The organism is Staphylococcus sp. GDB20D11A (genome assembly GCF_016893255.1).
In the GTDB taxonomy this organism is placed as follows: Bacteria; Bacillota; Bacilli; order Staphylococcales; family Staphylococcaceae; genus Staphylococcus; species Staphylococcus aureus.
This window is the reverse complement of record NZ_JAFEPJ010000017.1, coordinates 1-26317: the sequence shown is the minus strand read 5'-3', so window position 1 is coordinate 26317 and position 26317 is coordinate 1. Positions and strand designations below refer to the sequence as shown.

Annotated in this window: 29 protein-coding genes; 19 read left to right on the top strand and 10 right to left on the bottom strand. The window is 32.5% G+C overall.

Translation table 11 applies throughout. The features are described from left to right. Positions 1 to 49 precede the first annotated feature (49 nt). Positions 50 to 283 (bottom strand): glutaredoxin-like protein NrdH, encoded by a 234-nt coding sequence (nrdH, locus tag JV528_RS09565; protein ID WP_001289616.1) that lies wholly within the window; start codon positions 281 to 283, stop codon positions 50 to 52. 197 nt (positions 284 to 480) lie between these two features. Between nrdH and JV528_RS09560 the strand changes: the two genes are divergently transcribed. The 3 genes from JV528_RS09560 to JV528_RS09550 all read left to right on the top strand — a co-directional run bounded on the left by JV528_RS09560 (position 481) and on the right by JV528_RS09550 (position 3653). Beyond that, positions 481 to 1842 (top strand): cytochrome ubiquinol oxidase subunit I, encoded by a 1362-nt coding sequence (locus JV528_RS09560; protein WP_000381849.1) that lies wholly within the window; start codon positions 481 to 483, stop codon positions 1840 to 1842. Next, entirely contained in the window at positions 1839 to 2858 is a 1020-nt protein-coding gene (locus JV528_RS09555; protein WP_000638453.1) for a cytochrome d ubiquinol oxidase subunit II, read from the top strand. Before JV528_RS09560 ends, JV528_RS09555 begins: the two co-directional genes overlap by 4 nt. Before the next feature lie 132 nt (positions 2859 to 2990). Next, positions 2991 to 3653, top strand: coding sequence for a potassium channel family protein (locus JV528_RS09550; RefSeq protein WP_000514290.1), 663 nt, complete (start codon positions 2991 to 2993; stop codon positions 3651 to 3653). A gap of 113 nt (positions 3654 to 3766) precedes the next feature. Here JV528_RS09550 and rnjA read toward each other — a convergent pair whose 3' ends face one another. The 4 genes from rnjA to def form a co-directional block, all read right to left on the bottom strand. Further along, positions 3767 to 5464: a ribonuclease J1 gene (gene rnjA, locus JV528_RS09545; protein ID WP_000811375.1), complete on the bottom strand. Its 1698-nt coding sequence runs from the start codon at positions 5462 to 5464 to the stop codon at positions 3767 to 3769. Continuing rightward, positions 5464 to 5682: a DNA-dependent RNA polymerase subunit epsilon gene (locus JV528_RS09540; RefSeq protein ID WP_000257888.1), complete on the bottom strand. Its 219-nt coding sequence runs from the start codon at positions 5680 to 5682 to the stop codon at positions 5464 to 5466. The genes rnjA and JV528_RS09540 overlap by 1 nt, the downstream gene beginning before the upstream one ends. Positions 5683 to 5710: 28 nt before the next feature. Further along, positions 5711 to 5833 (bottom strand): hypothetical protein, encoded by a 123-nt coding sequence (locus tag JV528_RS09535; RefSeq protein ID WP_001792047.1) that lies wholly within the window; start codon positions 5831 to 5833, stop codon positions 5711 to 5713. Positions 5834 to 6163: 330 nt separating this feature from the next. Further along, positions 6164 to 6715, bottom strand: a complete 552-nt coding sequence (def, locus tag JV528_RS09530) for a peptide deformylase (protein ID WP_000957036.1) — start codon at positions 6713 to 6715, stop codon at positions 6164 to 6166. Positions 6716 to 7079: 364 nt separating this feature from the next. Here def and JV528_RS09525 point away from each other — a divergent pair, with 364 nt between their 5' ends. The 13 genes from JV528_RS09525 to JV528_RS09465 all read left to right on the top strand — a co-directional run bounded on the left by JV528_RS09525 (position 7080) and on the right by JV528_RS09465 (position 19470). Then, positions 7080 to 7706 (top strand): YkyA family protein, encoded by a 627-nt coding sequence (locus tag JV528_RS09525; protein ID WP_000668338.1) that lies wholly within the window; start codon positions 7080 to 7082, stop codon positions 7704 to 7706. Between the two features lie 170 nt (positions 7707 to 7876). After that, positions 7877 to 8989 carry a pyruvate dehydrogenase (acetyl-transferring) E1 component subunit alpha gene (gene pdhA, locus JV528_RS09520; protein WP_000035320.1) on the top strand — a complete coding sequence of 371 codons (1113 nt, stop codon included), beginning with the start codon at positions 7877 to 7879 and terminating at the stop codon, positions 8987 to 8989. A 3-nt stretch (positions 8990 to 8992) separates the two neighbouring features. Next, positions 8993 to 9970 (top strand): alpha-ketoacid dehydrogenase subunit beta, encoded by a 978-nt coding sequence (locus JV528_RS09515; protein ID WP_000068176.1) that lies wholly within the window; start codon positions 8993 to 8995, stop codon positions 9968 to 9970. Between the two features lie 90 nt (positions 9971 to 10060). Next, positions 10061 to 11353 (top strand): dihydrolipoamide acetyltransferase family protein, encoded by a 1293-nt coding sequence (locus JV528_RS09510; RefSeq protein ID WP_000863437.1) that lies wholly within the window; start codon positions 10061 to 10063, stop codon positions 11351 to 11353. A gap of 3 nt (positions 11354 to 11356) precedes the next feature. Continuing rightward, positions 11357 to 12763, top strand: coding sequence for a dihydrolipoyl dehydrogenase (gene lpdA, locus JV528_RS09505; RefSeq protein ID WP_000260117.1), 1407 nt, complete (start codon positions 11357 to 11359; stop codon positions 12761 to 12763). Positions 12764 to 12931: 168 nt separating this feature from the next. Continuing rightward, the gene (locus JV528_RS09500) at positions 12932 to 13207 is read left to right on the top strand and encodes a UPF0223 family protein (protein WP_000455588.1); all 276 of its coding nucleotides are present in this window, start codon (positions 12932 to 12934) and stop codon (positions 13205 to 13207) included. 143 nt (positions 13208 to 13350) lie between these two features. Further along, entirely contained in the window at positions 13351 to 13890 is a 540-nt protein-coding gene (locus tag JV528_RS09495) for a helix-turn-helix domain-containing protein (RefSeq protein ID WP_001020624.1), read from the top strand. A 12-nt stretch (positions 13891 to 13902) separates the two neighbouring features. Continuing rightward, positions 13903 to 14997 (top strand): ABC transporter ATP-binding protein, encoded by a 1095-nt coding sequence (locus JV528_RS09490; RefSeq protein WP_000433551.1) that lies wholly within the window; start codon positions 13903 to 13905, stop codon positions 14995 to 14997. Continuing rightward, a complete protein-coding gene (locus tag JV528_RS09485) occupies positions 14990 to 15787 on the top strand; it encodes an ABC transporter permease (protein ID WP_001246551.1) in 798 nt (265 codons plus the stop codon). Before JV528_RS09490 ends, JV528_RS09485 begins: the two co-directional genes overlap by 8 nt. Before the next feature lie 5 nt (positions 15788 to 15792). After that, positions 15793 to 16602, top strand: a complete 810-nt coding sequence (locus JV528_RS09480; RefSeq protein WP_000872390.1) for an ABC transporter permease — start codon at positions 15793 to 15795, stop codon at positions 16600 to 16602. Further along, positions 16602 to 17675, top strand: coding sequence for an ABC transporter substrate-binding protein (locus tag JV528_RS09475; protein ID WP_000819679.1), 1074 nt, complete (start codon positions 16602 to 16604; stop codon positions 17673 to 17675). Before JV528_RS09480 ends, JV528_RS09475 begins: the two co-directional genes overlap by 1 nt. Positions 17676 to 17748: 73 nt before the next feature. Continuing rightward, complete coding sequence (gene auxB, locus JV528_RS09470) at positions 17749 to 18768, top strand: lipoteichoic acid stability factor AuxB (protein WP_000896728.1); 1020 nt, start codon at positions 17749 to 17751, stop codon at positions 18766 to 18768. A 282-nt stretch (positions 18769 to 19050) separates the two neighbouring features. Continuing rightward, on the top strand, positions 19051 to 19470 hold the full coding sequence (locus JV528_RS09465) for a DUF4064 domain-containing protein (RefSeq protein ID WP_001080458.1): 420 nt from the start codon (positions 19051 to 19053) through the stop codon (positions 19468 to 19470). An 81-nt stretch (positions 19471 to 19551) separates the two neighbouring features. Here JV528_RS09465 and JV528_RS09460 read toward each other — a convergent pair whose 3' ends face one another. Together JV528_RS09460 and JV528_RS09455 are read right to left on the bottom strand one after the other, a co-directional pair. After that, positions 19552 to 20904 carry an Nramp family divalent metal transporter gene (locus JV528_RS09460; RefSeq protein ID WP_001060844.1) on the bottom strand — a complete coding sequence of 451 codons (1353 nt, stop codon included), beginning with the start codon at positions 20902 to 20904 and terminating at the stop codon, positions 19552 to 19554. Between the two features lie 183 nt (positions 20905 to 21087). After that, the gene (locus JV528_RS09455) at positions 21088 to 21702 is read right to left on the bottom strand and encodes a YktB family protein (RefSeq protein ID WP_000170598.1); all 615 of its coding nucleotides are present in this window, start codon (positions 21700 to 21702) and stop codon (positions 21088 to 21090) included. Between the two features lie 156 nt (positions 21703 to 21858). Between JV528_RS09455 and JV528_RS09450 the strand changes: the two genes are divergently transcribed. Further along, positions 21859 to 22686 carry an inositol monophosphatase family protein gene (locus tag JV528_RS09450; protein WP_001240317.1) on the top strand — a complete coding sequence of 276 codons (828 nt, stop codon included), beginning with the start codon at positions 21859 to 21861 and terminating at the stop codon, positions 22684 to 22686. A 153-nt stretch (positions 22687 to 22839) separates the two neighbouring features. Here the strand turns inward: JV528_RS09450 and JV528_RS09445 are convergent, their stop codons facing one another. After that, complete coding sequence (locus tag JV528_RS09445) at positions 22840 to 23031, bottom strand: DUF5325 family protein (RefSeq protein WP_000810620.1); 192 nt, start codon at positions 23029 to 23031, stop codon at positions 22840 to 22842. Between the two features lie 101 nt (positions 23032 to 23132). Between JV528_RS09445 and typA the strand changes: the two genes are divergently transcribed. Then, positions 23133 to 24980 carry a translational GTPase TypA gene (typA, locus tag JV528_RS09440; RefSeq protein WP_000182652.1) on the top strand — a complete coding sequence of 616 codons (1848 nt, stop codon included), beginning with the start codon at positions 23133 to 23135 and terminating at the stop codon, positions 24978 to 24980. A 139-nt stretch (positions 24981 to 25119) separates the two neighbouring features. On the opposite strand, the gene JV528_RS09435 is transcribed toward typA, so the two are convergent. Together JV528_RS09435 and JV528_RS09430 are read right to left on the bottom strand one after the other, a co-directional pair. After that, on the bottom strand, positions 25120 to 25287 hold the full coding sequence (locus JV528_RS09435; protein WP_001250275.1) for a YlaI family protein: 168 nt from the start codon (positions 25285 to 25287) through the stop codon (positions 25120 to 25122). 1 nt (position 25288) lies between these two features. Further along, complete coding sequence (locus JV528_RS09430; RefSeq protein WP_000614715.1) at positions 25289 to 25771, bottom strand: hypothetical protein; 483 nt, start codon at positions 25769 to 25771, stop codon at positions 25289 to 25291. A gap of 140 nt (positions 25772 to 25911) precedes the next feature. Here JV528_RS09430 and JV528_RS09425 point away from each other — a divergent pair, with 140 nt between their 5' ends. Then, a complete protein-coding gene (locus JV528_RS09425) occupies positions 25912 to 26187 on the top strand; it encodes an Fpa/YlaN family protein (RefSeq protein WP_001118970.1) in 276 nt (91 codons plus the stop codon). Positions 26188 to 26317 lie beyond the last annotated feature (130 nt).

Here is a 26317-nt window from a genome sequence, read left to right as displayed (position 1 = left end):
GATATTTAATTATGATAGCTAAAAATGATGAAGTTGATTTAGATGAAAATTAATCTTGGATATTTAATACTTTGTTGATTTCATCAAAATCAACATGGTACATTGGATTGCCATTCAACAAAATAAACGGAGTTGAAAAAGCATCAAAATCTATCATTTCGTTTCGATATTGTTGATTGTTGATATTTCTTTCTTCAAAATCAATTTGATGCTCATTTAGATAATTTTTTACAAATGTACAAGGTGGACAATCATTCTGCGTATAAACGATTATTTCTGACATGTATCATGCTCCTTCGTGCTTTATTCTAATGTAATATACACAATTATACATTGAAATTCAAATTTGTGAACACATTGTGAACTGACATAAATTATACACAATTTCATAGCGCATAATGTTTTAAAAATACACATTATAGCAATTATAATTAAGTTCATTGTGTTGTCATCAAAAAAAGAAAAAGGTGATGTTTTTAAATGGATACAGTTGAAATCAGTCGGTTTTTGACAGCTATGACTTTAGCAGTTCATATCATTTTTGCAACGATTGGTGTTGGTATGCCTTTAATGTTCGCAATTGCAGAATTTTTAGGTATTCGCAAAAATGATCTTCAATATATAGCTATGGCCAAAAGATGGGCTAAAGCTTATACAATTACTGTAGCAGTGGGAGTTGTTACAGGTACAATTATAGGACTTCAATTATCATTGATTTGGCCTACATTTATGGAAATGGGTGGACACGTTATTGCACTTCCGTTATTTATGGAAACATTTGCGTTCTTCTTTGAAGCTATTTTCTTAAGTATATATTTATATACTTGGGACCGTTTTAAAAATAAATGGACACATTTCTTAATTAGTATACCAGTAATTATTGGTGGCTCTTTCTCAGCATTCTTCATTACTTCAGTGAATTCATTTATGAATACGCCTGCAGGTTTTGAGTTGAAGAATGGAAAGATGGTCAATGTTCAACCTATAGAAGCGATGTTTAACCCATCGTTTATAGTTCGATCATTTCACGTAATTACTACAGCCGGTATGACGATGGCATTTGTTATTGCATCAATAGCAGCTTTTAAATTATTGCGTAATCGTCAACCTAAAGATACTGTCTACCATAAGAAAGCTTTGAAAATGTCTATGATAGTTGGATTCTTTTCAACTTTACTTTCTATGTTGGCAGGGGATTTATCTGCAAAATTTTTGCATAAATTCCAACCTGAAAAATTAGCAGCTTATGAATGGCATTTCGATACATCTTCCCATGCCAAATTATTATTATTTGGTGTGTTAGATGAAAAGACTCAGCAAGTTAAAGGTGCGATTGAATTACCTGGACTATTGAGTTTCTTAGCAGATAATAGTGTCAAAACTAAAGTGCAAGGGTTAAATGATTTTCCGAAAAGTTTACATCCGCCTATGATTGTCCATTATTTCTTTGATTTAATGGTAACGATGGGAATTTTATGTTTTGTCATTTCAGGTGTTTATGTCTTAACTTTAATGTTTAAAAAGCTTAGAAAGTTTTCTACTCATAAATGGATGCTTTACGGAATATTATTAACAGGACCAGCTTCAATGCTAGCTATAGAATTTGGATGGTTCTTAACAGAGATGGGTAGACAGCCTTGGATTGTTCGTGGTTATATGCGCGTGGCAGAAGCAGCAACACAAGCAGGCGGAATAACCTTCGTTACAATTTTATTTGGCATATTGTACATCATTTTAATGTATACATGTGCATACGTATTAATTCGTATGTTTAAAAATAAACCGGCGTATGAAGATGTAAATCGTTTAGCCAAGAAGCAAGGAGGAGAAATAGAAAAATGATTTATGCATTTATAGGTATAACAGTGTTATGGTTGTTTTTATTTTGCTATATCATTATTGCTTCTATAGATTTTGGGGCAGGTTTCTTCGCATTGCATTCAAAGTTAACTGGTGATGAAAAGAAAATTAATCACTTAATTTCACGTTATTTGAACCCAGTTTGGGAAGTTACGAATGTATTCTTTGTTTTCTTCTTCGTAGGATTCGTAGGTTTCTTTCCTGAGTCAATCAAATATTTAGGCACGGTATTGTTAATACCAGGTTCAATAGCACTGATTATGATATCGTTGAGAAACAGTTTTTATGCATTTGAAAATTATGGTCAAGATACAAAATTAGCATGGATGATCATGTATGGGGTAAGTGGATTATTAATTCCAGCTTCATTATCAACTGCTTTAACTATTACAGAAGGTGGTTATATTAATGTTCGAAACAATGTTATCGATCTAGATTGGGTGCAGTTACTATTAAGCCCATTTGCTTGGTCTGTAGTATTCTTGGCAATTATTTCAGTTTTATATATTTCATCAGGATTTTTGACATATTATGCTAAAAAAGCAAATGACGAACCAGCATATAATTTAACAAGACAATGGCACATATTTTTAGGGCCACCGATGATTATCATTTGTTTATTCGTATTTCTATCATTACGCATTCAAAATTCTGAACATTTTTATTCAGCTGTTTTTGACTACTGGTGGATGTTTGCTATAAGTTTCTTATTCTTTGCATTAGCTTCATTGTTAACATTCTTTAAGAAAAAGCATGGTTTGGCTTTTGTATTTGTTATTTTACAAATGATGTTCGCGTTCTTTGGCTATGGAATTAGTAAATTGCCATATCTTTTATATCCGTTTGTAAAAATTACAGATGCATATGTTAATCCAGAAATGGGCTGGACATTAGTGATTGTCTTTATTTTAGGTTTACTTTTATTACTTCCATCGTTAATATTATTATTAAGATTATTTGTTTTCGACAAAGAATATGTTGAAGGAAAGAAATCATAAGTTGAGACGATACCCCAACTTTCATTTACTTGCATTACTGCATTTAGATAATTTAGTTGGGGTACTCATTTATAATAATTTTAAATTTATATTTTCAATGAATTGATGAAAATCATTTAATGGAGGGCGAGTATGGGTAAAGAATATGTAGTCATCGGTCTAGGTCGTTTTGGAGGTAGTATCGTTCGTGAGTTGAATGCATTAGACATGGATGTAATGGCCATCGACCATGATGAAAATAGAGTGAATGAATATAGTGATATCGCTACTCATGCGGTTGTTGCAGACACTACAGATGAAGCAGTTATGAAAAGTTTAGGTATCCGTAACTTTGATCATGTCATTGTGGCAATTGGTGAAAATATTCAATCAAGTACGTTGACGACTTTGATTTTAAAAGAGTTAGGTGTAAAAAAAGTAACTGCTAAAGCACAAAATGATTATCATGCAAAGATTTTAAATAAAATTGGAGCAGATACGGTTGTGCACCCTGAGCGTGATATGGGTAGACGTATTGCGCATAATGTTGCGAGTGCAAGTGTACTTGATTATCTTGAGTTGGCAGACGAGCATTCTATTGTAGAATTGAAAGCAACTGAAAAGATGGCGGGGCAGTCTATCATTGATTTAGATATAAGAGCACAATATGGAATTAACATTATTGCAATTAAACGAGGCAAAGAGTTCATCATTTCACCAAATCCAAATATTAATTTAGAAATAGGTGATATTTTAATTATGATTGGACATGATAATGATTTAAATCGCTTTGAAAAAAATATTGCGACGAGATAATCGATAATCATTTATTTGATATATTCAAATAAATATCATATATAAAGAAAAAGCTACTAACAATGTGTGGTGAGTTTAATTAAAACTTCACTTCAAAGTTAGTAGCTTTTTGATTATTTATTGTTTGATTCTTTTTGTTCGTTTACCTTCATAATGACTGGTAAAATCATTGGTTTTCTAGCTGTTTTTTCAAATAAATAAGGTTGTAATGTTTCTATGATAGAAGATTTAATCTGATGCCATTGAATATCTTTATTTTGATTTAACTTACTAATAACATCAGTTTTGATTTTGCGTTGTGCATCATAAATTAATTGACCTGATTCTCTCATATATACAAATCCTCGAGAAATAATGTCTGGACCAGAAAGTAATTTATTTGTATTAAAATCAATACTAACAACAACGATAACTAAACCTTCTTCAGATAATAGCTTACGGTCTCTTATTACAACATTACCGATATCACCAATACCACTACCATCAACAAGTACATTACCAGATGGAATGCGACCAGCTTTACGTGCTGAATCGTGTGTTAGAGCTAAGACATCTCCGATATCAAAGATGAAGACATTATCTTCTTCAACGCCGCATTCAACACCAGTCTCACCATGTGCTTTTAACATACGGTATTCACCATGAATAGGTAAGAAATATTTCGGCTTGATTAATCGAAGCATTAATTGTTGATCACCTTGAGAACCATGCCCTGAAGTATGGATGTTAGAAATCTTGCTGTGGATAACATCTGCACCAGCTTTATACAAGGAATTAATAGTTCTGTTAATACTTTTTGTATTACCTGGGATAGGTGATGAACTAAATACAACGGTATCTTCAGGTATAATTTTAATTTGCTTATGAGTACCATTAGCAATTCTAGATAATGCTGCCATTGGTTCACCTTGAGAACCAGTACATAGTATCAATAACTCATGCTTCGGTACGGTATTAATTTTATTAGGCTCAATAAATGTTTCAGGTGGTGCTTTAATATAACCAAGTTCCATACCGATTTTAATATTGTTTTCCATCGAACGACCGAACGTAACAATTTTACGGTTATTTTTGATAGCAGCTTCAACTGCTTGTTGAACTCGGTAAATATTAGAAGCGAAGGTAGCAAATATAATACGACCTTTACAGTTACGGAAGATCTTATCTACGTTTTGACCAACTTCACGTTCGCTTAAAGTAAAATCAGGCACAAGTGAATTTGTTGAGTCTGAAAGTAAACATAGAACGCCTTCTTCGCCTAATTGAGCCATTTTAGCAATGTTTGCTGGTTTGCCTACAGGTGTAAAATCAAATTTAAAGTCACCGGTATGAACTACTTTTCCTTCAGGTGTATCTACGATGACGCCATAAGTTTCAGGAATACTATGCGTAGTTAAGTAGAAAGAAATCGTAAAGTGCTTAGATTTTATCACACTGTCCTCATTGATTTCATTTAGTTTAGCAGTACGTAATAAATGATGTTCTTCAAGTTTATTACGGATTAAACCTAATGCTAAAGGACCACCATAAATAGGTATATTAAGTTGTTTTAATAGGAAGGGCACACCGCCTATATGGTCTTCGTGACCATGTGTTATAAATAGGCCAACAATTTTATCTTGGTTTTGAACTAGATATGTGTAGTCAGGTATAACATAATCAATCCCTAATAAGTTATCATCAGGGAATTTGATACCTGCATCGATAATGACAATTTCGTCTTTATACTCAACTGCATAAGTATTTTTACCGATTTCACCTAGACCTCCAAGTGCATATACACCTACTTCATTTGGATGTAATTGTTTCATTATTTAGCAATCTCCACATTAAAGTGTTCTGAGTTTTCTTTTTCGTAATCTAAATGTGCGCCCTCTAATTTAGTGATAAATTCGATATTAAAATTACGATCTTTCAAGTAACGACGTACTTGTTCTTCTGTTTGAGCTTCAACATAAAGTGATTGTGTATTTTCACGCACAATTACCTCGTCTCTGTTATGTTGATAAAAAACTTTAAATACTGCCATGTTAAAAATTCCTCCTAAGAATGTTTGTTTAATTTATTGTTAACCCTAGTAAAATCGTATTGGAGTATATATCGATAAATTCATTCCAATCATCTCTATAATTTAACTTAATAACGATTTGGTTAATAACTAGGTTCATCATGTCGTTCATTTTAAAAAATTAGTGAAATAACACTAAAATTTCAGTTAAATCTTATTTTACATGATGAATGATAATAAATAAAGCAGTTTATCTCACTAGAAATCTAAGTATTTCGAATAAATGTGCAGTTCTATTTATTAAAATAAATGTAGAGATTATAAATTAATGTTAAGAAAGAATTAAAGGATTTTATATGAAACGGTAAAATTTAAATGAGGGGATAAAAAGTTTGGTAGAAAGGTGAATATATTTTACTGTTATTTATTAGGAAAAGTTGTAAAAGAAAAAGCTTAGGACATCATATTTATCCTAAGCTTTGATAATTAGTAATAGTGTGTTTTAAACTTCTACTGCATCTGTATGTGGTTGTAATGGGTGGTCTTTGTCAATGTGATCATAGAACATTACACCATTTAAATGATCAATTTCATGTTGGAAAACAATTGCTGGATATCCTTTTAGACGTAATTGTATATCATTACCTTCGATGTCTTTGGCTTTAATTGTAATTCTATTATGACGGTGAACTAGACCAGCAACATTATCATCGACACTAAGGCAACCTTCACCAGTTGGTAAATAGGCTTCTTGAACACTATGACTTACAATTTTGGGGTTCACAAGCATATAGTCATAAGATTTGCCACTGCCATCATCTGGTATTAGAACAGCAATCATACGTTTAGAAATATTAATTTGAGGTGCAGCCAAACCAACGCCTGAACGTAAACCGTATCGTTTCGCGATTTCCTCATCTTGACTATTTACTAAAAACTCTCTCATGGCGATTAATGTTTCTTTTTCTTCTTTAGTTAATGGTAATTCTAGCTCGGCTGCTTTTTGACGCAAAGTTGGATGACCATCTCTAATGATGTCTTTCATTGTTAACATATATTGCACCTTCCTTATTTTAATTTGTTTTAGTTGAATGACAGTAAAAAGGTTGTTAAGATACTCATACATTTTTATGTGTATGTATGTACAAAGTTAACCAACTACTGCCAAGGTTTATTTTAGATAGTATATGTAAATTTTCAGATATGCTAATTGCCTAAAAAATGATTAAAGTGTTGATTTCAAGCAATGATACTTTAGAAATTTATTTATCATCTTGACTTTAAAAATTATATTATAAATGACGTAACTGTCAACAGATATACTTAGTAATGAAGATGTGTAATGTAATTGTTTAAAATTGATTTCCAAGCAGATTTTATTTATCATTTAATTTAAATAGCAAGTGGAGGTACAAGTAATGAAATTTGGAAAAACAATCGCAGTAGTATTAGCATCTAGTGTCTTGCTTGCAGGATGTACTACGGATAAAAAAGAAATTAAGGCATATTTAAAGCAAGTGGATAAAATTAAAGACGATGAAGAACCAATTAAAACTGTTGGTAAGAAAATTGCTGAATTAGATGAGAAAAAGAAAAAATTAACTGAAGATGTCAATAGTAAAGATACAGCAGTTCGCGGTAAAGCAGTAAAAGATTTAATTAAAAATGCCGATGATCGTCTAAAGGAATTTGAAAAAGAAGAAGACGCAATTAAGAAGTCTGAACAAGACTTTAAGAAAGCAAAAAGTCACGTTGATAACATTGATAATGATGTTAAACGTAAAGAAGTAAAACAATTAGATGATGTATTAAAAGAAAAATACAAATTGCATGGTGAATACTCTAAAGCTTATAAAAATGCTGTCAATTCAGAAAAAACATTGTTTAAATATTTAAATCAAAATGATGCGACACAACAAGGTGTTAATGAAAAATCAAAAGCAATAGAACAGAACTATAAAAAGTTAAAAGAAGTATCTGAAAAATATACAAAAGTACTAAATAAGGTTGGTAAAGAAAAGCAAGACGTTGATCAATTTAAATAATTAATATGATACAGATGGTAGGAAACAACTAATACAGTTCCTATTATCTGTATCTTTTTTTATTAAAACAGAACTTTTTCAAATGGTTTAACAGTCCCATTTATTTGTGGTACAATTAGTAAGGATAAAATGAATTTCTATACAATTATGGGAAAGGTATGGTGAATTGAATGGCTCCTAAGTTACAAGCCCAATTCGATGCAGTAAAAGTTTTAAATGATACTCAATCGAAATTTGAAATGGTTCAAATTTTGGATGAGAATGGTAACGTCGTAAATGAAGACTTAGTACCTGATCTTACGGATGAACAATTAGTAGAATTAATGGAAAGAATGGTATGGACTCGTATCCTTGATCAACGTTCTATCTCATTAAACAGACAAGGACGTTTAGGTTTCTATGCACCAACTGCTGGTCAAGAAGCATCACAATTAGCGTCACAATACGCTTTAGAAAAAGAAGATTACATTTTACCGGGATACAGAGATGTTCCTCAAATTATTTGGCATGGTTTACCATTAACTGAAGCTTTCTTATTCTCAAGAGGTCACTTCAAAGGAAATCAATTCCCTGAAGGCGTTAATGCATTAAGCCCACAAATTATTATCGGTGCACAATACATTCAAGCTGCTGGTGTTGCATTTGCACTTAAAAAACGTGGTAAAAATGCAGTTGCAATCACTTACACTGGTGACGGTGGTTCTTCACAAGGTGATTTCTATGAAGGTATTAACTTTGCAGCAGCTTATAAAGCACCTGCAATTTTCGTTATTCAAAACAATAACTATGCAATTTCAACACCAAGAAGCAAGCAAACTGCTGCTGAAACATTAGCTCAAAAAGCAATTGCTGTAGGTATTCCTGGTATCCAAGTTGATGGTATGGATGCGTTAGCTGTATATCAAGCAACTAAAGAAGCACGTGACCGCGCAGTTGCAGGTGAAGGTCCAACATTAATTGAAACTATGACATATCGTTATGGTCCTCATACAATGGCTGGTGACGATCCAACTCGTTACAGAACTTCAGACGAAGATGCTGAATGGGAGAAAAAAGACCCATTAGTACGTTTCCGTAAATTCCTTGAAAACAAAGGTTTATGGAATGAAGACAAAGAAAATGAAGTTATTGAACGTGCAAAAGCTGATATTAAAGCAGCAATTAAAGAGGCTGATAACACTGAAAAACAAACTGTTACTTCTCTAATGGAAATTATGTATGAAGATATGCCTCAAAACTTAGCAGAACAATATGAAATATACAAAGAGAAGGAGTCGAAGTAAGCCATGGCACAAATGACAATGGTTCAAGCGATTAATGATGCGCTTAAAACTGAACTTAAAAATGACCAAGATGTTTTAATTTTTGGTGAAGACGTTGGTGTTAACGGCGGTGTTTTCCGTGTTACTGAAGGACTACAAAAAGAATTTGGTGAAGATAGAGTATTCGATACACCTTTAGCTGAATCAGGTATTGGCGGTTTAGCAATGGGTCTTGCAGTTGAAGGATTCCGTCCGGTTATGGAAGTACAATTCTTAGGTTTCGTATTCGAAGTATTTGATGCGATTGCTGGACAAATTGCACGTACTCGTTTCCGTTCAGGCGGTACTAAAACTGCACCTGTAACAATTCGTAGCCCATTTGGTGGTGGCGTACACACACCTGAATTGCACGCAGATAATTTAGAAGGTATTTTAGCTCAATCTCCAGGTCTAAAGGTTGTTATTCCTTCAGGCCCATACGATGCGAAAGGTTTATTAATTTCTTCTATTAGAAGTAATGACCCAGTCGTATACTTAGAGCATATGAAATTGTATCGTTCATTCCGTGAAGAAGTACCTGAAGAAGAATATACAATTGACATTGGTAAGGCTAATGTGAAAAAAGAAGGTAATGACATTTCAATCATCACATACGGTGCAATGGTTCAAGAATCAATGAAAGCTGCAGAAGAACTTGAAAAAGATGGTTATTCTGTTGAAGTAATTGACTTACGTACTGTTCAACCAATCGATGTTGACACAATTGTAGCTTCAGTTGAAAAAACTGGTCGTGCAGTTGTAGTTCAAGAAGCACAACGTCAAGCTGGTGTTGGTGCAGCAGTTGTAGCTGAATTAAGTGAACGTGCAATCCTTTCATTAGAAGCACCTATTGGAAGAGTTGCAGCAGCAGATACAATTTATCCATTCACTCAAGCTGAAAATGTTTGGTTACCAAACAAAAATGACATCATCGAAAAAGCAAAAGAAACTTTAGAATTTTAATACATTTTAAAAGTTAACGAAGTTAGCGTATTTTAGTCTCATTGATTAAAATGAAATGTTTAATTTACGAAATCTTAGGAGGGCAAAAACGTGGCATTTGAATTTAGATTACCCGATATCGGGGAAGGTATCCACGAAGGTGAAATTGTAAAATGGTTTGTTAAAGCTGGAGATACTATTGAAGAAGACGATGTTTTAGCTGAGGTACAAAACGATAAATCAGTAGTAGAAATCCCATCACCAGTATCTGGTACTGTAGAAGAAGTTATGGTAGAAGAAGGTACAGTAGCTGTAGTTGGTGACGTTATTGTTAAAATCGATGCACCTGATGCAGAAGATATGCAATTTAAAGGTCATGATGATGATTCATCATCTAAAGAAGAACCTGCGAAAGAGGAAGCGCCAGCAGAGCAAGCACCTGTAGCTACTCAAACTGAAGAAGTAGATGAAAACAGAACTGTTAAAGCAATGCCTTCAGTACGTAAATACGCACGTGAAAAAGGTGTTAACATTAAAGCAGTTTCTGGATCTGGTAAAAATGGTCGTATTACAAAAGAAGATGTAGATGCATACTTAAATGGTGGTGCACCAACAGCTTCAAATGAATCAGCTGCTTCAGCTACAAATGAAGAAGTTGCTGAAACTCCTGCAGCACCTGCAGCAGTATCATTAGAAGGCGACTTCCCAGAAACAACTGAAAAAATCCCTGCTATGCGTAGAGCAATTGCGAAAGCAATGGTTAACTCTAAGCATACTGCACCTCATGTAACATTAATGGATGAAATTGATGTTCAAGCATTATGGGATCACCGTAAGAAATTTAAAGAAATCGCAGCTGAACAAGGTACTAAGTTAACATTCTTACCATATGTTGTTAAAGCGCTTGTTTCTGCATTGAAAAAATACCCAGCACTTAATACTTCATTCAATGAAGAAGCTGGTGAAATTGTGCATAAACATTACTGGAATATCGGTATTGCGGCGGACACTGATAGAGGTTTATTAGTACCTGTAGTGAAACATGCTGACCGTAAATCTATTTTCCAAATTTCTGATGAAATTAACGAATTAGCTGTTAAAGCACGTGATGGTAAATTAACAGCCGATGAAATGAAAGGTGCAACATGCACAATCAGTAATATCGGTTCAGCTGGTGGACAATGGTTCACTCCAGTTATCAATCACCCAGAAGTAGCAATCTTAGGAATTGGCCGTATTGCTCAAAAACCTATCGTTAAAGATGGAGAAATTGTTGCAGCACCAGTATTAGCATTATCATTAAGCTTTGACCACAGACAAATTGATGGTGCAACTGGCCAAAATGCAATGAATCACATTAAACGTTTATTAAATAATCCAGAATTATTATTAATGGAGGGGTAAAACATGGTAGTTGGAGATTTCCCAATTGAAACAGATACTATAGTAATCGGAGCAGGTCCTGGTGGATACGTTGCAGCAATTCGTGCAGCTCAATTAGGACAAAAAGTAACAATCGTTGAGAAAGGTAATCTTGGTGGTGTTTGCTTAAACGTAGGATGTATTCCTTCAAAAGCATTACTACATGCTTCTCACCGTTTTGTTGAAGCACAACATTCTGAAAACTTAGGTGTTATTGCTGAAAGTGTTTCTTTAAACTTCCAAAAAGTTCAAGAATTCAAATCATCAGTTGTTAATAAATTAACTGGTGGTGTTGAAGGCTTACTTAAAGGTAACAAAGTTAACATCGTTAAAGGTGAAGCATATTTCGTAGATAACAATAGCTTACGTGTTATGGACGAAAAGAGCGCACAAACATACAACTTTAAAAATGCAATCATTGCAACAGGTTCAAGACCAATTGAAATTCCTAATTTCAAATTCGGTAAACGTGTTATCGACTCAACAGGTGCTTTAAACTTACAAGAAGTACCAGGTAAATTAGTTGTAGTTGGTGGAGGATACATTGGATCAGAATTAGGTACAGCATTTGCTAACTTTGGTTCAGAAGTAACCATCCTTGAAGGTGCTAAAGATATCTTAGGTGGCTTCGAAAAACAAATGACACAACCTGTTAAAAAAGGTATGAAAGAAAAAGGTGTTGAAATCGTTACTGAAGCTATGGCTAAATCAGCTGAAGAAACAGATAACGGAGTTAAAGTTACTTATGAAGCTAAAGGCGAAGAGAAAACAATCGAAGCTGATTATGTATTAGTAACTGTAGGTCGTCGTCCAAACACAGACGAATTAGGCCTAGAAGAATTAGGTGTTAAATTCGCTGACCGTGGATTATTAGAAGTTGATAAACAAAGCCGTACGTCTATCAGCAATATCTATGCAATTGGTGATATCGTTCCAGGTTTACCACTTGCTCACAAAGCTAGCTATGAAGCTAAAGTTGCTGCTGAAGCAATTGATGGTCAAGCTGCTGAAGTTGATTACATTGGTATGCCAGCAGTATGCTTTACTGAACCAGAATTAGCTACAGTTGGTTATTCAGAAGCGCAAGCTAAAGAAGAAGGTTTAGCAATTAAAGCTTCTAAATTCCCATATGCAGCAAATGGTCGTGCATTATCATTAGATGATACTAACGGATTTGTTAAACTTATTACACTTAAAGAAGATGATACTTTAATCGGTGCCCAAGTAGTTGGTACTGGTGCATCAGATATTATCTCTGAATTAGGTTTAGCAATTGAAGCTGGTATGAATGCTGAAGATATCGCATTAACAATCCATGCACATCCAACATTAGGTGAGATGACTATGGAAGCAGCGGAAAAAGCTATCGGATACCCAATCCATACAATGTAATAACTGATTATCTATAAAGATTCAGTCATTAAAAGCTGTAGCATATGCTACGGCTTTTTTGTTTTAGGTAAAGTAGTGTAAGGAAATTGATTTGAGATATCGTTAACATGTGACATGCATGTTATACTAGCGATGCTAACAAAAGAATTGAAATGGAGGCGTTCAACAATGGAATATGAGTATCCAATTGATTTAGACTGGAGTAATGAAGAGATGATTTCAGTGATAAATTTCTTTAATCATGTAGAGAAGTATTATGAATCCGGCGTGACGGCAGGCGACTTTATGGATGCATATAAAAGATTTAAAGAAATTGTGCCTGCTAAAGCAGAGGAAAAACAAATTTTTAATACTTTCGAAAAAAGTAGTGGCTATAATAGTTACAAAGCAGTTCAAGATGTAAAAAATCACTCTGAAGAACAAAGAGTAACAGCTAAAAAATAATTCGTTCGAAATTAACACAATTTAATAGGATTTTTTCTTTAAAACTATTGCTAATAAAGCTATATTTTGATACCTTTATCAAGTGTTAAACAAAATGTTTGATAAAAGTAAACTTAATATAGCTTTTTTAGGTGGAAAAATAAATGAACATAGGTAATAAAATTAAAAATCTTAGAAGAATTAAAAATTTAACGCAAGAAGAACTTGCTGAACGTACAGACTTATCGAAAGGCTACATTTCACAAATAGAAAGTGAACATGCCTCACCAAGTATGGAAACTTTCTTAAATATTATAGAGGTGTTAGGAACGACGCCAAGTGAATTTTTTAAAGACAGTGAAAATGAAAAAGTATTATACAAGAAGGAAGAACAAGTTATTTATGATGAGTATGATGAAGGTTATATATTAAATTGGTTAGTTTCAAAGTCAAATGAATATGATATGGAGCCATTAATATTAACTTTAAAGCCTGGCGCATCATATAAAAATTTCAATCCATCAGAGTCTGATACGTTTATTTATTGTATGTCAGGTCAGATAACACTTAATTTAGGCAAAGAGATATATCAAGCACAAGAAGAAGACGTTTTGTATTTTAAAGCACGAGATAATCATCGTTTGTCAAATGAATTAAACAATGAAACACGAATACTTATTGTAGCGACAGCTTCATATTTATAGGGGGGATCTTATTTGGAACCATTATTATCATTAAAATCAGTTAGTAAAAGCTATGATGATCTTAATATCTTAGATGACATAGATATTGATATTGAATCAGGATACTTTTATACATTATTAGGTCCTTCAGGTTGTGGTAAAACAACAATTTTAAAATTAATTGCAGGGTTTGAATATCCTGACAGTGGTGAAGTGATTTATCAAAACAAACCAATTGGTAATTTACCGCCAAATAAACGTAAAGTGAATACAGTCTTTCAAGATTATGCATTATTTCCACACTTAAACGTCTATGATAATATCGCTTTCGGTTTGAAATTAAAAAAATTATCAAAAACTGAAATTGATCAAAAAGTAACTGAGGCATTAAAATTAGTTAAGCTTTCAGGTTATGAAAAAAGGAATATTAATGAAATGAGTGGCGGACAAAAGCAACGTGTTGCAATTGCACGTGCTATCGTAAATGAACCAGAAATATTATTGTTAGATGAATCTTTATCCGCATTAGATTTGAAATTGCGTACTGAAATGCAATATGAATTACGAGAATTGCAATCTAGATTAGGTATTACATTTATATTTGTAACACATGATCAAGAAGAAGCGTTAGCATTAAGTGACTTTCTTTTTGTATTAAAAGATGGGAAAATTCAACAATTTGGTACACCAACAGATATATATGACGAACCAGTGAATCGATTTGTAGCTGATTTTATTGGAGAATCTAATATTGTTGAAGGGCGCATGGTTAGAGATTATGTCGTGAATATTTATGGGCAAGATTTCGAATGTGTCGATATGGGTATTCCTGAAAATAAAAAAGTAGAGGTCGTTATTCGACCAGAAGATATATCATTAATCAAAGCTGAAGAAGGATTATTTAAAGCAACTGTTGATTCTATGTTATTTAGAGGGGTCCACTATGAAATATGTTGTATAGACAATAAAGGTTATGAATGGGTAATACAAACGACTAAAAAAGCCGAAGTAGGCAGTGAAGTTGGTCTTTATTTTGATCCTGAAGCCATTCATATTATGGTTCCTGGAGAAACAGAAGAAGAGTTTGATAAACGTATTGAAAGCTATGAGGAAGTAGACAATGCGTAATACTAATAAATTTCTCTTAATCCCGTATTTACTATGGATGGTTATATTTATTATTGTACCAGTTGTATTACTCATTTATTTTTCATTTTTAGATATCAATGGACATTTTAGTTTCACGAATTATCAACAAATTTTTACTAAAAAATATTTAAAAATGTTTGCATATTCAATTTTATATGCCGCTTTAATAACAATTATTACGTTGGCTATCAGTTATCCAGCTGCCTATTATATTACTCGCTCGAAATTTCAAAATATCTTATTAATGATAATGATTATTCCAACATGGATAAATTTATTGTTAAAGACATATGCTTTTATAGGTTTATTAAGTCATGATGGCGTGATTAATCAATTTTTCCACTTATTTAATTTACCATCATTCAATTTGTTATTTACAACTGGTGCGTTTTTAGTAGTGGCAAGTTACATTTATATACCATTTATGATTTTACCTATATTTAATAGCATGAAAGCAATTCCTAATAATTTATTGCAGGCCTCAAGTGATTTAGGTGCTAGTCCTTTCTATACTTTTAGAAAAGTAATCATGCCGTTAACAAAAGAAGGTGTTATGACTGGGATTCAAGTAACCTTTATTCCATCACTTTCATTATTTATGATTACAAGATTAATTGCAGGTAATAAAGTCATAAATATAGGTACGGCAATAGAGGAACAATTTTTAACAATTCAAAATTATGGTATGGGATCAACTATAGCTTTATTCTTAATTGTATTTATGGCATTCATTTTAATCATTACAAAATCATCTAATGGGAGAGGGTGAATCATATGAAATGGTATGGAAAGCTGTATATCGGGATACTTTTAGCGATTTTATACATCCCAATATTCTTTTTAATGTTCTATTCATTCAATTCGGCTGGTAATATGATTCACTTTGAACATTTTACATTAGAGCATTATCAATCATTATTTCAAAATGATCATTTAATGTCGGTCATTTTTAATACGATAGCTGTAGCACTTTTAGCAGCCTCAATTTCTACAGTTATTGGTACATTTGGTGCCATTGCTATTTATTATTTAAGAAATAAAAAGTTTAAAGTAACTTTACTAACATTGAATAATGTCTTGATGGTATCATCCGACGTTGTCATAGGTGCATCATTCTTAATTATGTTTACAACGATTGGCCATTTTACTGGTCTTGGTTTAGGATTTTGGACAGTTCTAATATCTCATATTGCATTTTGCATACCTATAGTTGTGATTATCGTCTTACCACAACTGTATGAAATGAATAATAATATGTTAAATGCTGCAAGAGATTTAGGAGCGACTGAACCACAATTATTAAGCAACATTATTATTCCTAATATTTTACCTTCTATTATAGGAGGATTCTTTATGGCTTTAACTTATTCACTAGACGATTTCACAGTAAGTTTCTTCGTTACTGGTAATGGCTTTAGTGTGTTATCAGTTGAAGTTTATGCTATGGCGAGAAAAGGAATTAGTATGGAAATTAATGCGATTTCAACATTATTGTTTGCTGTTATTGTATTAGGAATACTAGGATATTATTTGATTCAATACGTGATAAATAAGAAAAAACTAATCAAGCGAGGTGTAAAATAATGAAACGTTTTTTACAACTCATTATAGGTGCATTAGTTGTGGGTATGCTTTGTCTTACTTTAAGTCATTGGTTTAAATCTAAAGAACAAGTGCATACAAATCAAAAAATTTACGTATACAATTGGGGCGAATATATTGATCCAGAGTTAATTAAGAAATTTGAAAAAGAAACTGGCATTCAAGTCGTTTATGAAACTTTCGATTCAAATGAAGCGATGGAAGCCAAAATTCGCAATGGCGGTACACATTATGATGTTGCTTTTCCTAGTGAATATACAGTTCAAAAATTAAAAAGAGATCATTTATTGTTACCAATAGATCATAATAAGGTACCTAATATTAAAAATTTGGATTCAGATTATATGAATATGTCATTTGATAAAGGCAATAAATACTCTTTACCTTATTTCTTTGGAACTGTAGGTATTTTATATAATAAAGAAAAGTATCCAAATGAATCATTTGATAGTTGGAAGTCGTTGTATAATCCTAAATTTAAAAACCAAATTTTACTAGTTGACGGTGCTAGAGAGATTATAGGCATGAGTCTCAACAAACTTGGGTATAATCTTAATGACCGTAATTCGCACCATCTAAAAGAAGCAGAGCGAGATTTAACTAAATTAGCACCACAAGTAAGAGGTGTCGTAGGTGATGAAATTACCATGATGCTTGAACAAAATGAAGGTAACATTGCGGTTGTTTGGAGTGGTGTTGCAGCACCTCTAGTGCAAGAAGGGGATAAATATAACTATGTTATTCCTAAAGAAGGATCGAATTTATGGTTCGACAATATGGTAATTCCAAAAACGGCACAAAATAAAGAGGGTGCATATAAATTTATGAATTTTTTATTAGATGCTAAAAATAACAAGCAAAATACAGAATTCGTAGGCTATGCAACGCCGAACAAGGCTGCACGACAATTGTTGCCTAAAGAGATTAAAGATGACCATCGTTTCTATCCGACTAAGAAAGAGCAAGAACGCCTTGAAGTTTATAAAGATTTAGGACCTGAAGTTTTAAGTGAATACAATGAAAACTTTTTGAATTTCAAAATGTCATTAAAATAAAATCATAAATAGTAGTTATTTACTGTATATTTAGTTATAATAACGGGATAAGTACTATAAGGAGTTGTAACGAATGGCTGGAGAACAATTTACTCAAATTAAACGTCCAGTAAGTAGATTAACTGAAAAAGTTCTAGGTTGGTTATGTTGGGTGATGTTATTAGTGCTTACTGTCATTACGATGTTTATAGCACTTGTTTCATTCAGTAATAACACATCGATTGCTAATCTTGAAAATACATTAAATAATAATGCATTTATCCAGCAATTATTAGCTGGAAATGGCTATAATACAACACAATTTGTAATATGGTTACAAAATGGTATATGGGCTATTATCGTTTACTTTATTGTTTGTTTGTTGATTTCATTTTTAGCTCTCATATCTATGAATATAAGAATCTTGTCAGGTTTCTTATTCTTAATATCAGCAATTGTAACGATTCCTTTAGTTTTACTTATCGTTACTTTAATCATTCCGATCTTATTCTTTATTATTGCGATGATGCTATTTATAAGAAAAGATAAAGTTGAAATGGTTGCGCCACAATATTATGAAGAGTACAATGGGCCGATTTATGATTATCGTGAACCTGTGTATGAGCGCCCACAACCGAAAGATGATTATTATGATGTGCCTAAATATGAAAAAGAATTGGATAAATCAAACACTGTATATGATCAAGAACAGGAAAGAGATAAATATGATCAATTTCCTAAACGAGCAGTTGAAAGTGAATATAATCATGATGAGCGCACTGAGGAAGAACCATCAGTATTATCCAGACAGGCTAAATACAAACAAAAAAGTACTGAAGAACTAGGTATTGAAGATGATGGTTATTATGCAGAACCTGAAGTTGATCCAAAAGAATTGAAAGCACAACAAAAGCGAGAAAAAGCTGAAATTAAAGCTAAGAAAAAAGAAAAACGTAAAGCTTATAACCAACGAATGAAAGAACGTAGGAAAAATCAACCTAGCGCAGTTAGTCAACGTCGAATGAATTTTGAAGAGCGACGTCAAATTTACAACAATGATATTTCTGAAGAACGCAATTCAAGTGAAGTTAAGGACAAAAAAGAGCAAGAATAAATATTGATGATACCCAGATTAGTAAGTAGAGGTCTTTTGCTTATTAATCTGGGTTTTTATATGAGGTTAATTATCGATAACTTTTAATTAAAGTGTTTAGGTGTCAAAATTTTAAATGACGATTTCTCATTACCATACACCTAAATTACCATCAATCTGAATTCAGATGTTTATTATAAAAATTAGATGAAAAATATGTTAATATACAAGTAAATTAATGTGCGTATATCTATAGGCTCGTAGTATACTTATTAAAATATTAAACAAAGAAAGGATTTTATGATGAATAGAAAACCTGAATTAATCATGGCTTGGATTGCAAATAGTATTAGTATTATTTATTTATTAGTTATGGGGCTATCCTATTTTTCTTTAAAAAGTGGCAATGCATCACAACGTGAAGAATTAGCGAAGCAATTATCTCAGAACGGTGGCAAGGTTTCTTTAGATATGCTTCAGACAACAATTGGTGCATTAGCAATTATTTTATTAATTTCAACACTTTATGGTATATTTGCGACAATTTGTATTAAAGGGCGTAGAAAATTATCGATTATACTTTTTGTTATCGCGATAATTGTAAGTTTGATGGCTCTTAATTTAATTGCAATTGTCTTATGGATCATCGTGATGATTATGTTGATTTCTAAAAAAGAATCAAAAGAAACTACACATAAGGACGATGAGTATATTTATCATTAATATGTTCATAGCAAAAGAAAAACCATTAAAATGTTAAGTTGTTAATTATTAGATACAACCAACATTTTAATGGTTTTATTTTTAACCTTGTAGTTCTTGGAATGTTTGAACGATTAAATAGACATTTAAAATACTTAGAATAATAATAAGTGTCCATGAAATGATATTAACCCATGTTTTATTATAGAAAGGTCCCATCAAGTCTTTATTACTAGTTGCTAATTGTAATGGTATTAAACAGAACGGAAGAGCAATACTTAAGAATACTTGAGAGAATACAAGTAGCTGCTCAATTTTAGCTGCATTACCTCTAAAAATGATTAAACATACGATAACAGGAATGACAGCAAGGGAACGTGTAATTAAACGTCTTAACCAATTTGGTATGTGTAATCTTAAAAATCCTTCCATTACGATTTGTCCTGCTAAAGTACCAGTAATCGTTGAATTTTGACCTGACGCTAATAATGCAACTGCAAATAATGTACTCATGATTGCACCCATTGTTGCACCCAGTACAGGTTCAGTTTTTAAGGCATGATATAAATCATAGAAACCACCTAAATCGTCAGCGTTTGAGTTGAAAAATAGTGATGCTCCTAACACTAATAATAAGCAATTGACTACAAATGCGATTGATAACTGAATGTTCGAATCTATCGTAGCAAATTTAATCGCTTGCGCCTTTTCTTCATTGTTATGTCTTGAGTATGTTCTAGATTGTACAATTGATGAATGTAAGTACAAATTATGAGGCATAATTGTAGCTCCAATAATACCTAATGCAATATAGAGAATGCCGTTATTTGTAATGATTTCACTATGTGGTATAAATCCATTTAACACAGCGTTCAACTGTGGTGATGAAATATAGACTTCAAATATAAAGATGAATAACACTGTGAAAATTAATGTACCAACAATAGCTTCAATTTTTCTAAAACCATATTTCATTATAAATAGTAGTAAAAATACATCAAGTACAGTTATTAGTGCACCGACGATTAAAGGTATGTTAAATAGGAGATTGAGAGCAATAGCACTACCAATAACCTCAGCAATATCTGTGGCGATAATTGCTAGTTCTGCAATAATCCAAAAGATTATAGCAATAGGTCTTGATAAATAATGTCGTGTCATTTGAGCTAAGTCCATACCTGTTGCTATTCCTAATCTCACTGTCATGCTTTGAAGTAACATTGCTGATAAACTTGAAATAAGAATTACGAATAGCAAAGTATAGCCATATTGCGCGCCACCTTGCATTGATGTTATCCAGTTTCCGGGATCCATGTAACCAACAGCGACTAATAACCCAGGCCCAAGAAATGATAAAAATTTCTGTTTATTTGAACTGCGATGATCGAATTTAATTGTATTGTTTATTTCGTCTAAACTTAATTGTTCATTTGTTGAATGTCGTTTATTATTCATTTTGACTCACCTCTACTTCTTATGGACAATATAATAACCTAATAAAATGTTTAGGTCAACCTAAATTTATTTTAATTTTTTTAAAAGTATGAATTATTATGTTGAACGTTCGATTTAATGGTAAGCAAAAAGAGCACGAAATCATGGATGTGATTACGTGCTCTATTATTTAAACAAAGTTATTTATGCAGAATAAAATGGTAAGAACTGATCGAAGGTTTCTTCTAAAAATGCAATAAATGCTTTGTCACTTTTTAATCTTTTATCTTGTGGTGTGATTGCACGCGCTATAAAGAATTCACCTTTTTTTACATTGATGGCTCTTTGTATCGCTTCTTTTAAATCATCATCCGTTAAATCTTTAATAAATGGTTTATCAGGTTTCATATGATCTAAGCAAACACGATAATCATCAGGTAATTGTTGAATAGCTTTAAATTTTCTTTCAAAAACTTTTGCACGTGTTGCTTTATCTTTTGCTTCATGCATGATTCCAAACATAACAAACAGTTGATCTTCAAACATACCAATTTGGAAATGAGGTAACATTTTATAGCCTCTTTTGTTTGTTGCAAAAGCAACCCATGTATCTTTAGGAGGATTCACACTTCTTCTAGCATGCTTTGCTACGTGAGGATAAAATGTTTCACCAGTTTGACTTGTAAAGAAGTCACTAAAATATTCTCCTAATTCATGGAGTTGTGGTCGTATGTATTCGTTTAAAGCTTCCATTCGTGCGTCTAAGCCTTCTACGTTGAACGCTTTGAAATCTTTAGGTTTAAATGTATATTTTGTCATAGAGTACCTCCTGTATAGTGTTTAAAAATATTGTAGCATATGTTTTATCAATAGCAGCTTAAGATGCTCTCATTAAAATTAGTATTTTCATTTTTATCTTAAGAAGTTATTTTTATAAAATGTTGATGTATAATAAAGATGTTAGGAGATGATGTTATGGCACTTTATGGATTTGCCCAAGGACTTATTCAAGAAGCAGGAATTAGAATTAAACAATTGATGGAGCAAAATTTAACAATTGAAACAAAGTCAAATCCGAATGACCTTGTTACAAATGTAGATAAAGCAACAGAAGATTTTATTTTTGATACAATTTTAGAAACATATCCAAATCATCAAGTATTAGGTGAAGAAGGGCATGGTCATGACATCGATACTTCCAAAGGTACGGTATGGGTTGTTGACCCAATAGACGGTACATTGAATTTTGTTCATCAACAAGAAAATTTCGCGATTTCAATTGGTATTTATATCGATGGTAAACCTTATGCAGGTTTTGTATATGATGTTATGGCTGATGTCTTATATCATGCTAAAGTAGGGGAAGGTGCATATCGAGGTAGCCAACCCTTGAAACCATTGAATGATTCTAATCTAAGACAAAGCATTATTGGGATCAATCCGAACTGGTTAACTAAACCAATTTTAGGAGAAATCTTTAAAGAAATTGTTAATGATTCTAGAAGTGCAAGAGCATATGGTAGTGCAGCGCTTGAAATCGTTTCAGTTGCTACAGGTAATTTAGAAGCATATATGACGCCAAGACTTCAACCATGGGATTTTGCTGGCGGATTGGTTATTTTATATGAAGTAAATGGACAAGCTTCAAATTTACTAGGAGAACCATTAACAATTAGTGGTCCAAATTCAATCTTAGTTGGAAATCGTGGTCTCCATCAAGAAATTAGCAATGATTATTTAGAGCCACATCGCGATGCGTTAATACAATTACATGAACAACGATTTAAAAGAAAATCAAAATAATTACCAAAAGCGTAATATGTAGTCCTAACAATTAGGTAACATATTACGCTTTTATATCTTAAATAATAAAAACACGCGCCAATATAAAACCATTTAAATATTCATCATGAACATGTGTGGTCTTTAATCAACGCGTGTTATTGTCGATATAACTTATAGCCAATCGTTTTCTCGATATTTTTTCTTTGTAGTAAATCCAATTCCAAAGGTTGCAACGAGTAATATAAATGTTAAAATCATCATTGGTACATTTGATGCACCAACAGCAAAACTAAATAATACTAAGAAAACAACAGCTAATATAGAAAATACCCAAAAGATATTTTTAGATTTTTTTTGTTTCATCCTATCCCCACCTTTTGCTTATCTTTTCTCAATTATATGATATAATAAAAAAGTTGTAATTAAAAGTGGGATTTTACTTAAGAAAGAAGGAAACTATTTATATGACTAATAAAAGAGAAGATGTCCGCAATATAGCAATTATTGCTCACGTTGACCATGGTAAAACAACTTTAGTAGATGAGTTGTTAAAACAATCTGGTATATTCAGAGAAAATGAACATGTCGATGAACGTGCAATGGACTCTAACGATATCGAAAGAGAGCGTGGAATTACGATTCTAGCCAAAAATACGGCTGTTGATTATAAAGGTACACGTATCAATATTTTGGATACACCAGGACATGCAGACTTTGGTGGAGAAGTAGAACGTATTATGAAAATGGTTGATGGGGTTGTCTTAGTAGTAGATGCGTATGAAGGTACAATGCCTCAAACACGTTTTGTACTTAAAAAAGCGCTAGAACAAAACCTAAAACCTGTTGTTGTTGTTAATAAAATTGATAAACCATCAGCACGTCCAGAGGGTGTTGTAGATGAAGTTTTAGATTTGTTTATTGAATTAGAAGCAAACGATGAACAATTAGAATTCCCTGTTGTTTATGCTTCAGCAGTAAATGGTACAGCTAGCTTAGATCCTGATAAACAAGATGATAATTTACAATCATTATATGAAACAATTATTGATTATGTACCAGCTCCAATTAATAACAGTGATGAGCCATTACAATTCCAAGTAGCATTGTTGGACTACAATGATTATGTTGGACGTATTGGTATTGGTCGTGTATTCAGAGGTAAAATGCGTGTCGGAGATAATGTATCACTAATTAAATTAGACGGTACAGTGAAAAACTTCCGTGTAACTAAAATCTTTGGTTACTTTGGATTAAAACGTTTAGAAATTGAAGAAGCACAAGCTGGAGATTTAATTGCTGTTTCAGGTATGGAAGACATTAACGTTGGTGAAACTGTAACACCACATGACCATCAAGAAGCATTGCCAGTACTACGTATTGATGAGCCTACTCTTGAAATGACATTTAAAGTTAACAATTCACCATTTGCTGGCCGTGAAGGTGACTTTGTAACAGCGCGTCAAATTCAAGAACGTTTAAATCAACAATTAGAAACAGATGTATCTTTGAAAGTTTCTAACACAGATTCTCCAGATACATGGGTAGTTGCTGGTCGAGGTGAATTGCATTTATCAATCCTTATTGAAAATATGCGTCGTGAAGGTTATGAATTACAAGTTTCAAAACCACAAGTAATTATTAAAGAAATTGATGGTGTAATGTGTGAACCATTTGAACGTGTGCAATGTGAAGTGCCACAAGAAAATGCAGGTGCGGTTATTGAATCATTAGGTGCACGTAAAGGTGAAATGGTTGATATGACTACAACTGATAATGGACTTACACGTTTAATCTTTAATGTACCGGCTCGTGGTATGATTGGTTATACGACTGAATTTATGTCAATGACAAGAGGTTACGGTATTATTAACCATACATTTGAAGAATTTAGACCACGTATTAAAGCACAAATTGGCGGCCGTCGTAATGGTGCATTAATTTCAATGGATCAAGGTTCTGCAAGTACTTATGCCATTTTAGGACTTGAAGATAGAGGTGTAAACTTCATGGAACCTGGTACTGAAGTTTATGAAGGTATGATTGTTGGTGAACATAATCGTGAAAATGATTTAACTGTTAACATCACTAAAACAAAACATCAAACTAACGTACGTTCTGCAACGAAAGACCAAACACAAACAATGAATAGACCGCGTATTCTAACATTGGAAGAAGCATTACAATTCATTAATGATGATGAACTTGTTGAGGTTACACCAGAAAGCATACGTTTAAGAAAGAAAATTTTAAACAAAAATGTTCGTGAAAAAGAAGCAAAGCGTATCAAACAAATGATGCAAGAAAACGAATAATTTAACATAATAAAAGAGAAGCTGAGCGATGAAAGTTGCTTAGCTTCTCTTTTAGCATATAATATTTGAAAAAGTGTTTAAATGCTATCAGTTCCTGTTACTTTCACATTTTCAAATTTCTAACTTGTTTATTCAGATATTAATCGAGCGGATAGTGTTGCGCACGTTGTTTAGGGGTGTCTAATCGACTTTTACAATCATCGCACATAAATGTTCGAATAGGATTGTTTTTAAGTCGTTTAGACTCAGTTGTGCGCTCATCTATAAATACTTTTGCATCACAGATAATGCATTGCACTTGTCTCAAATTAAATCACCTCAATATGAGTTACATGGTTGATTCGATATGAATAACCATCTTCTTGATTGTAAATAAAACTATCTACACCATTATCGCTGTAAAGTCGTTTACCGTCTTTTGCAAATTGGAAAAATAAATAGGGTAATAGATCTATCGGTATATCTAAATAATCATGCTCATTTGATAATCTAATAGTAGTTGCAGAGTCATGTGGTTCGGAATGTTTGAAAAATGGTGTCATATTAATGACAAATGAACCTTCTAACATGGCACGTTTTTTGTATTTTATTTCTGAATTTAAAGTAGGCGGATTAGTTTGTCCTTCTAGGATAGCACGATTCCATTCATGATTATCTTCAAAGTCGATTGGTTTTGAACCATCAAATACACCTTTTTCTAAATCTTCGATGCTAACTTTTCTATCATCGAAAATCCAAGTCGTACTATCTAATGTTATAGGAAACTTTACGGCTCCTTTAATTTGTATCATTTTCCCACTCCCTATCAATGTATATAGCATTATTTTAACACAAATTGCTAACGACACATTTTAAATCTACTTGCTTTTTAATATTTAGTAAGATAAACTTTTAGTAAGACTTGAGAATTTATATAGAGGGGGAGCGTGTCATGGCGAAACAAACAACAATGAAAAATGCAGCTTTGAAACAATTGACTAAAGATGCTGATGAAATCTTGCATCTGATTAAAGTTCAACTAGATAATTTAACATTACCTTCATGCCCATTATATGAAGAGGTACTAGATACACAAATGTTTGGACTTCAAAAAGAAGTTGATTTTGCTGTTAAATTAGGTTTAGTTGACCGCGAAGATGGCAAACAAATTATGTTACGTCTTGAGAAAGAACTTTCAAAATTACATGAAGCTTTTACACTTGTTTAAGGTTTAATATATAAGCATATTAAAACGGCGTGAGATATCGACAATTGAGCTGCGCCGATTTTATATTTATAGTTTAATTACTGATTAAAGTGGCTGTTATGTTGTCTTCTGAACTGCACCCAGTCTAGTA

What these genes read in the sequence shown, in the direction of transcription:
- JV528_RS09455 (WP_000170598.1), bottom strand. Translation starts at nt 21,702, where the DNA reads ATGACAAAATATACATTTAAACCTAAAGATTTCAAAGCGTTCAACGTA.
- auxB (WP_000896728.1), top strand. Translation starts at nt 17,749, where the DNA reads ATGGCTGGAGAACAATTTACTCAAATTAAACGTCCAGTAAGTAGATTA.
- JV528_RS09485 (WP_001246551.1), top strand. Translation starts at nt 14,990, where the DNA reads ATGCGTAATACTAATAAATTTCTCTTAATCCCGTATTTACTATGGATG.
- JV528_RS09450 (WP_001240317.1), top strand. Translation starts at nt 21,859, where the DNA reads ATGGCACTTTATGGATTTGCCCAAGGACTTATTCAAGAAGCAGGAATT.
- JV528_RS09465 (WP_001080458.1), top strand. Translation starts at nt 19,051, where the DNA reads ATGAATAGAAAACCTGAATTAATCATGGCTTGGATTGCAAATAGTATT.
- JV528_RS09500 (WP_000455588.1), top strand. Translation starts at nt 12,932, where the DNA reads ATGGAATATGAGTATCCAATTGATTTAGACTGGAGTAATGAAGAGATG.
- JV528_RS09550 (WP_000514290.1), top strand. Translation starts at nt 2,991, where the DNA reads ATGGGTAAAGAATATGTAGTCATCGGTCTAGGTCGTTTTGGAGGTAGT.
- JV528_RS09535 (WP_001792047.1), bottom strand. Translation starts at nt 5,833, where the DNA reads ATGAACGACATGATGAACCTAGTTATTAACCAAATCGTTATTAAGTTA.
- nrdH (WP_001289616.1), bottom strand. Translation starts at nt 283, where the DNA reads ATGTCAGAAATAATCGTTTATACGCAGAATGATTGTCCACCTTGTACA.
- JV528_RS09525 (WP_000668338.1), top strand. Translation starts at nt 7,080, where the DNA reads ATGAAATTTGGAAAAACAATCGCAGTAGTATTAGCATCTAGTGTCTTG.
- JV528_RS09460 (WP_001060844.1), bottom strand. Translation starts at nt 20,904, where the DNA reads ATGAATAATAAACGACATTCAACAAATGAACAATTAAGTTTAGACGAA.
- rnjA (WP_000811375.1), bottom strand. Translation starts at nt 5,464, where the DNA reads ATGAAACAATTACATCCAAATGAAGTAGGTGTATATGCACTTGGAGGT.
- def (WP_000957036.1), bottom strand. Translation starts at nt 6,715, where the DNA reads ATGTTAACAATGAAAGACATCATTAGAGATGGTCATCCAACTTTGCGT.
- JV528_RS09555 (WP_000638453.1), top strand. Translation starts at nt 1,839, where the DNA reads ATGATTTATGCATTTATAGGTATAACAGTGTTATGGTTGTTTTTATTT.
- JV528_RS09495 (WP_001020624.1), top strand. Translation starts at nt 13,351, where the DNA reads ATGAACATAGGTAATAAAATTAAAAATCTTAGAAGAATTAAAAATTTA.
- JV528_RS09445 (WP_000810620.1), bottom strand. Translation starts at nt 23,031, where the DNA reads ATGAAACAAAAAAAATCTAAAAATATCTTTTGGGTATTTTCTATATTA.
- JV528_RS09480 (WP_000872390.1), top strand. Translation starts at nt 15,793, where the DNA reads ATGAAATGGTATGGAAAGCTGTATATCGGGATACTTTTAGCGATTTTA.
- JV528_RS09425 (WP_001118970.1), top strand. Translation starts at nt 25,912, where the DNA reads ATGGCGAAACAAACAACAATGAAAAATGCAGCTTTGAAACAATTGACT.
- JV528_RS09540 (WP_000257888.1), bottom strand. Translation starts at nt 5,682, where the DNA reads ATGGCAGTATTTAAAGTTTTTTATCAACATAACAGAGACGAGGTAATT.
- JV528_RS09430 (WP_000614715.1), bottom strand. Translation starts at nt 25,771, where the DNA reads ATGATACAAATTAAAGGAGCCGTAAAGTTTCCTATAACATTAGATAGT.
- lpdA (WP_000260117.1), top strand. Translation starts at nt 11,357, where the DNA reads ATGGTAGTTGGAGATTTCCCAATTGAAACAGATACTATAGTAATCGGA.
- JV528_RS09475 (WP_000819679.1), top strand. Translation starts at nt 16,602, where the DNA reads ATGAAACGTTTTTTACAACTCATTATAGGTGCATTAGTTGTGGGTATG.
- JV528_RS09515 (WP_000068176.1), top strand. Translation starts at nt 8,993, where the DNA reads ATGGCACAAATGACAATGGTTCAAGCGATTAATGATGCGCTTAAAACT.
- JV528_RS09560 (WP_000381849.1), top strand. Translation starts at nt 481, where the DNA reads ATGGATACAGTTGAAATCAGTCGGTTTTTGACAGCTATGACTTTAGCA.
- typA (WP_000182652.1), top strand. Translation starts at nt 23,133, where the DNA reads ATGACTAATAAAAGAGAAGATGTCCGCAATATAGCAATTATTGCTCAC.
- pdhA (WP_000035320.1), top strand. Translation starts at nt 7,877, where the DNA reads ATGGCTCCTAAGTTACAAGCCCAATTCGATGCAGTAAAAGTTTTAAAT.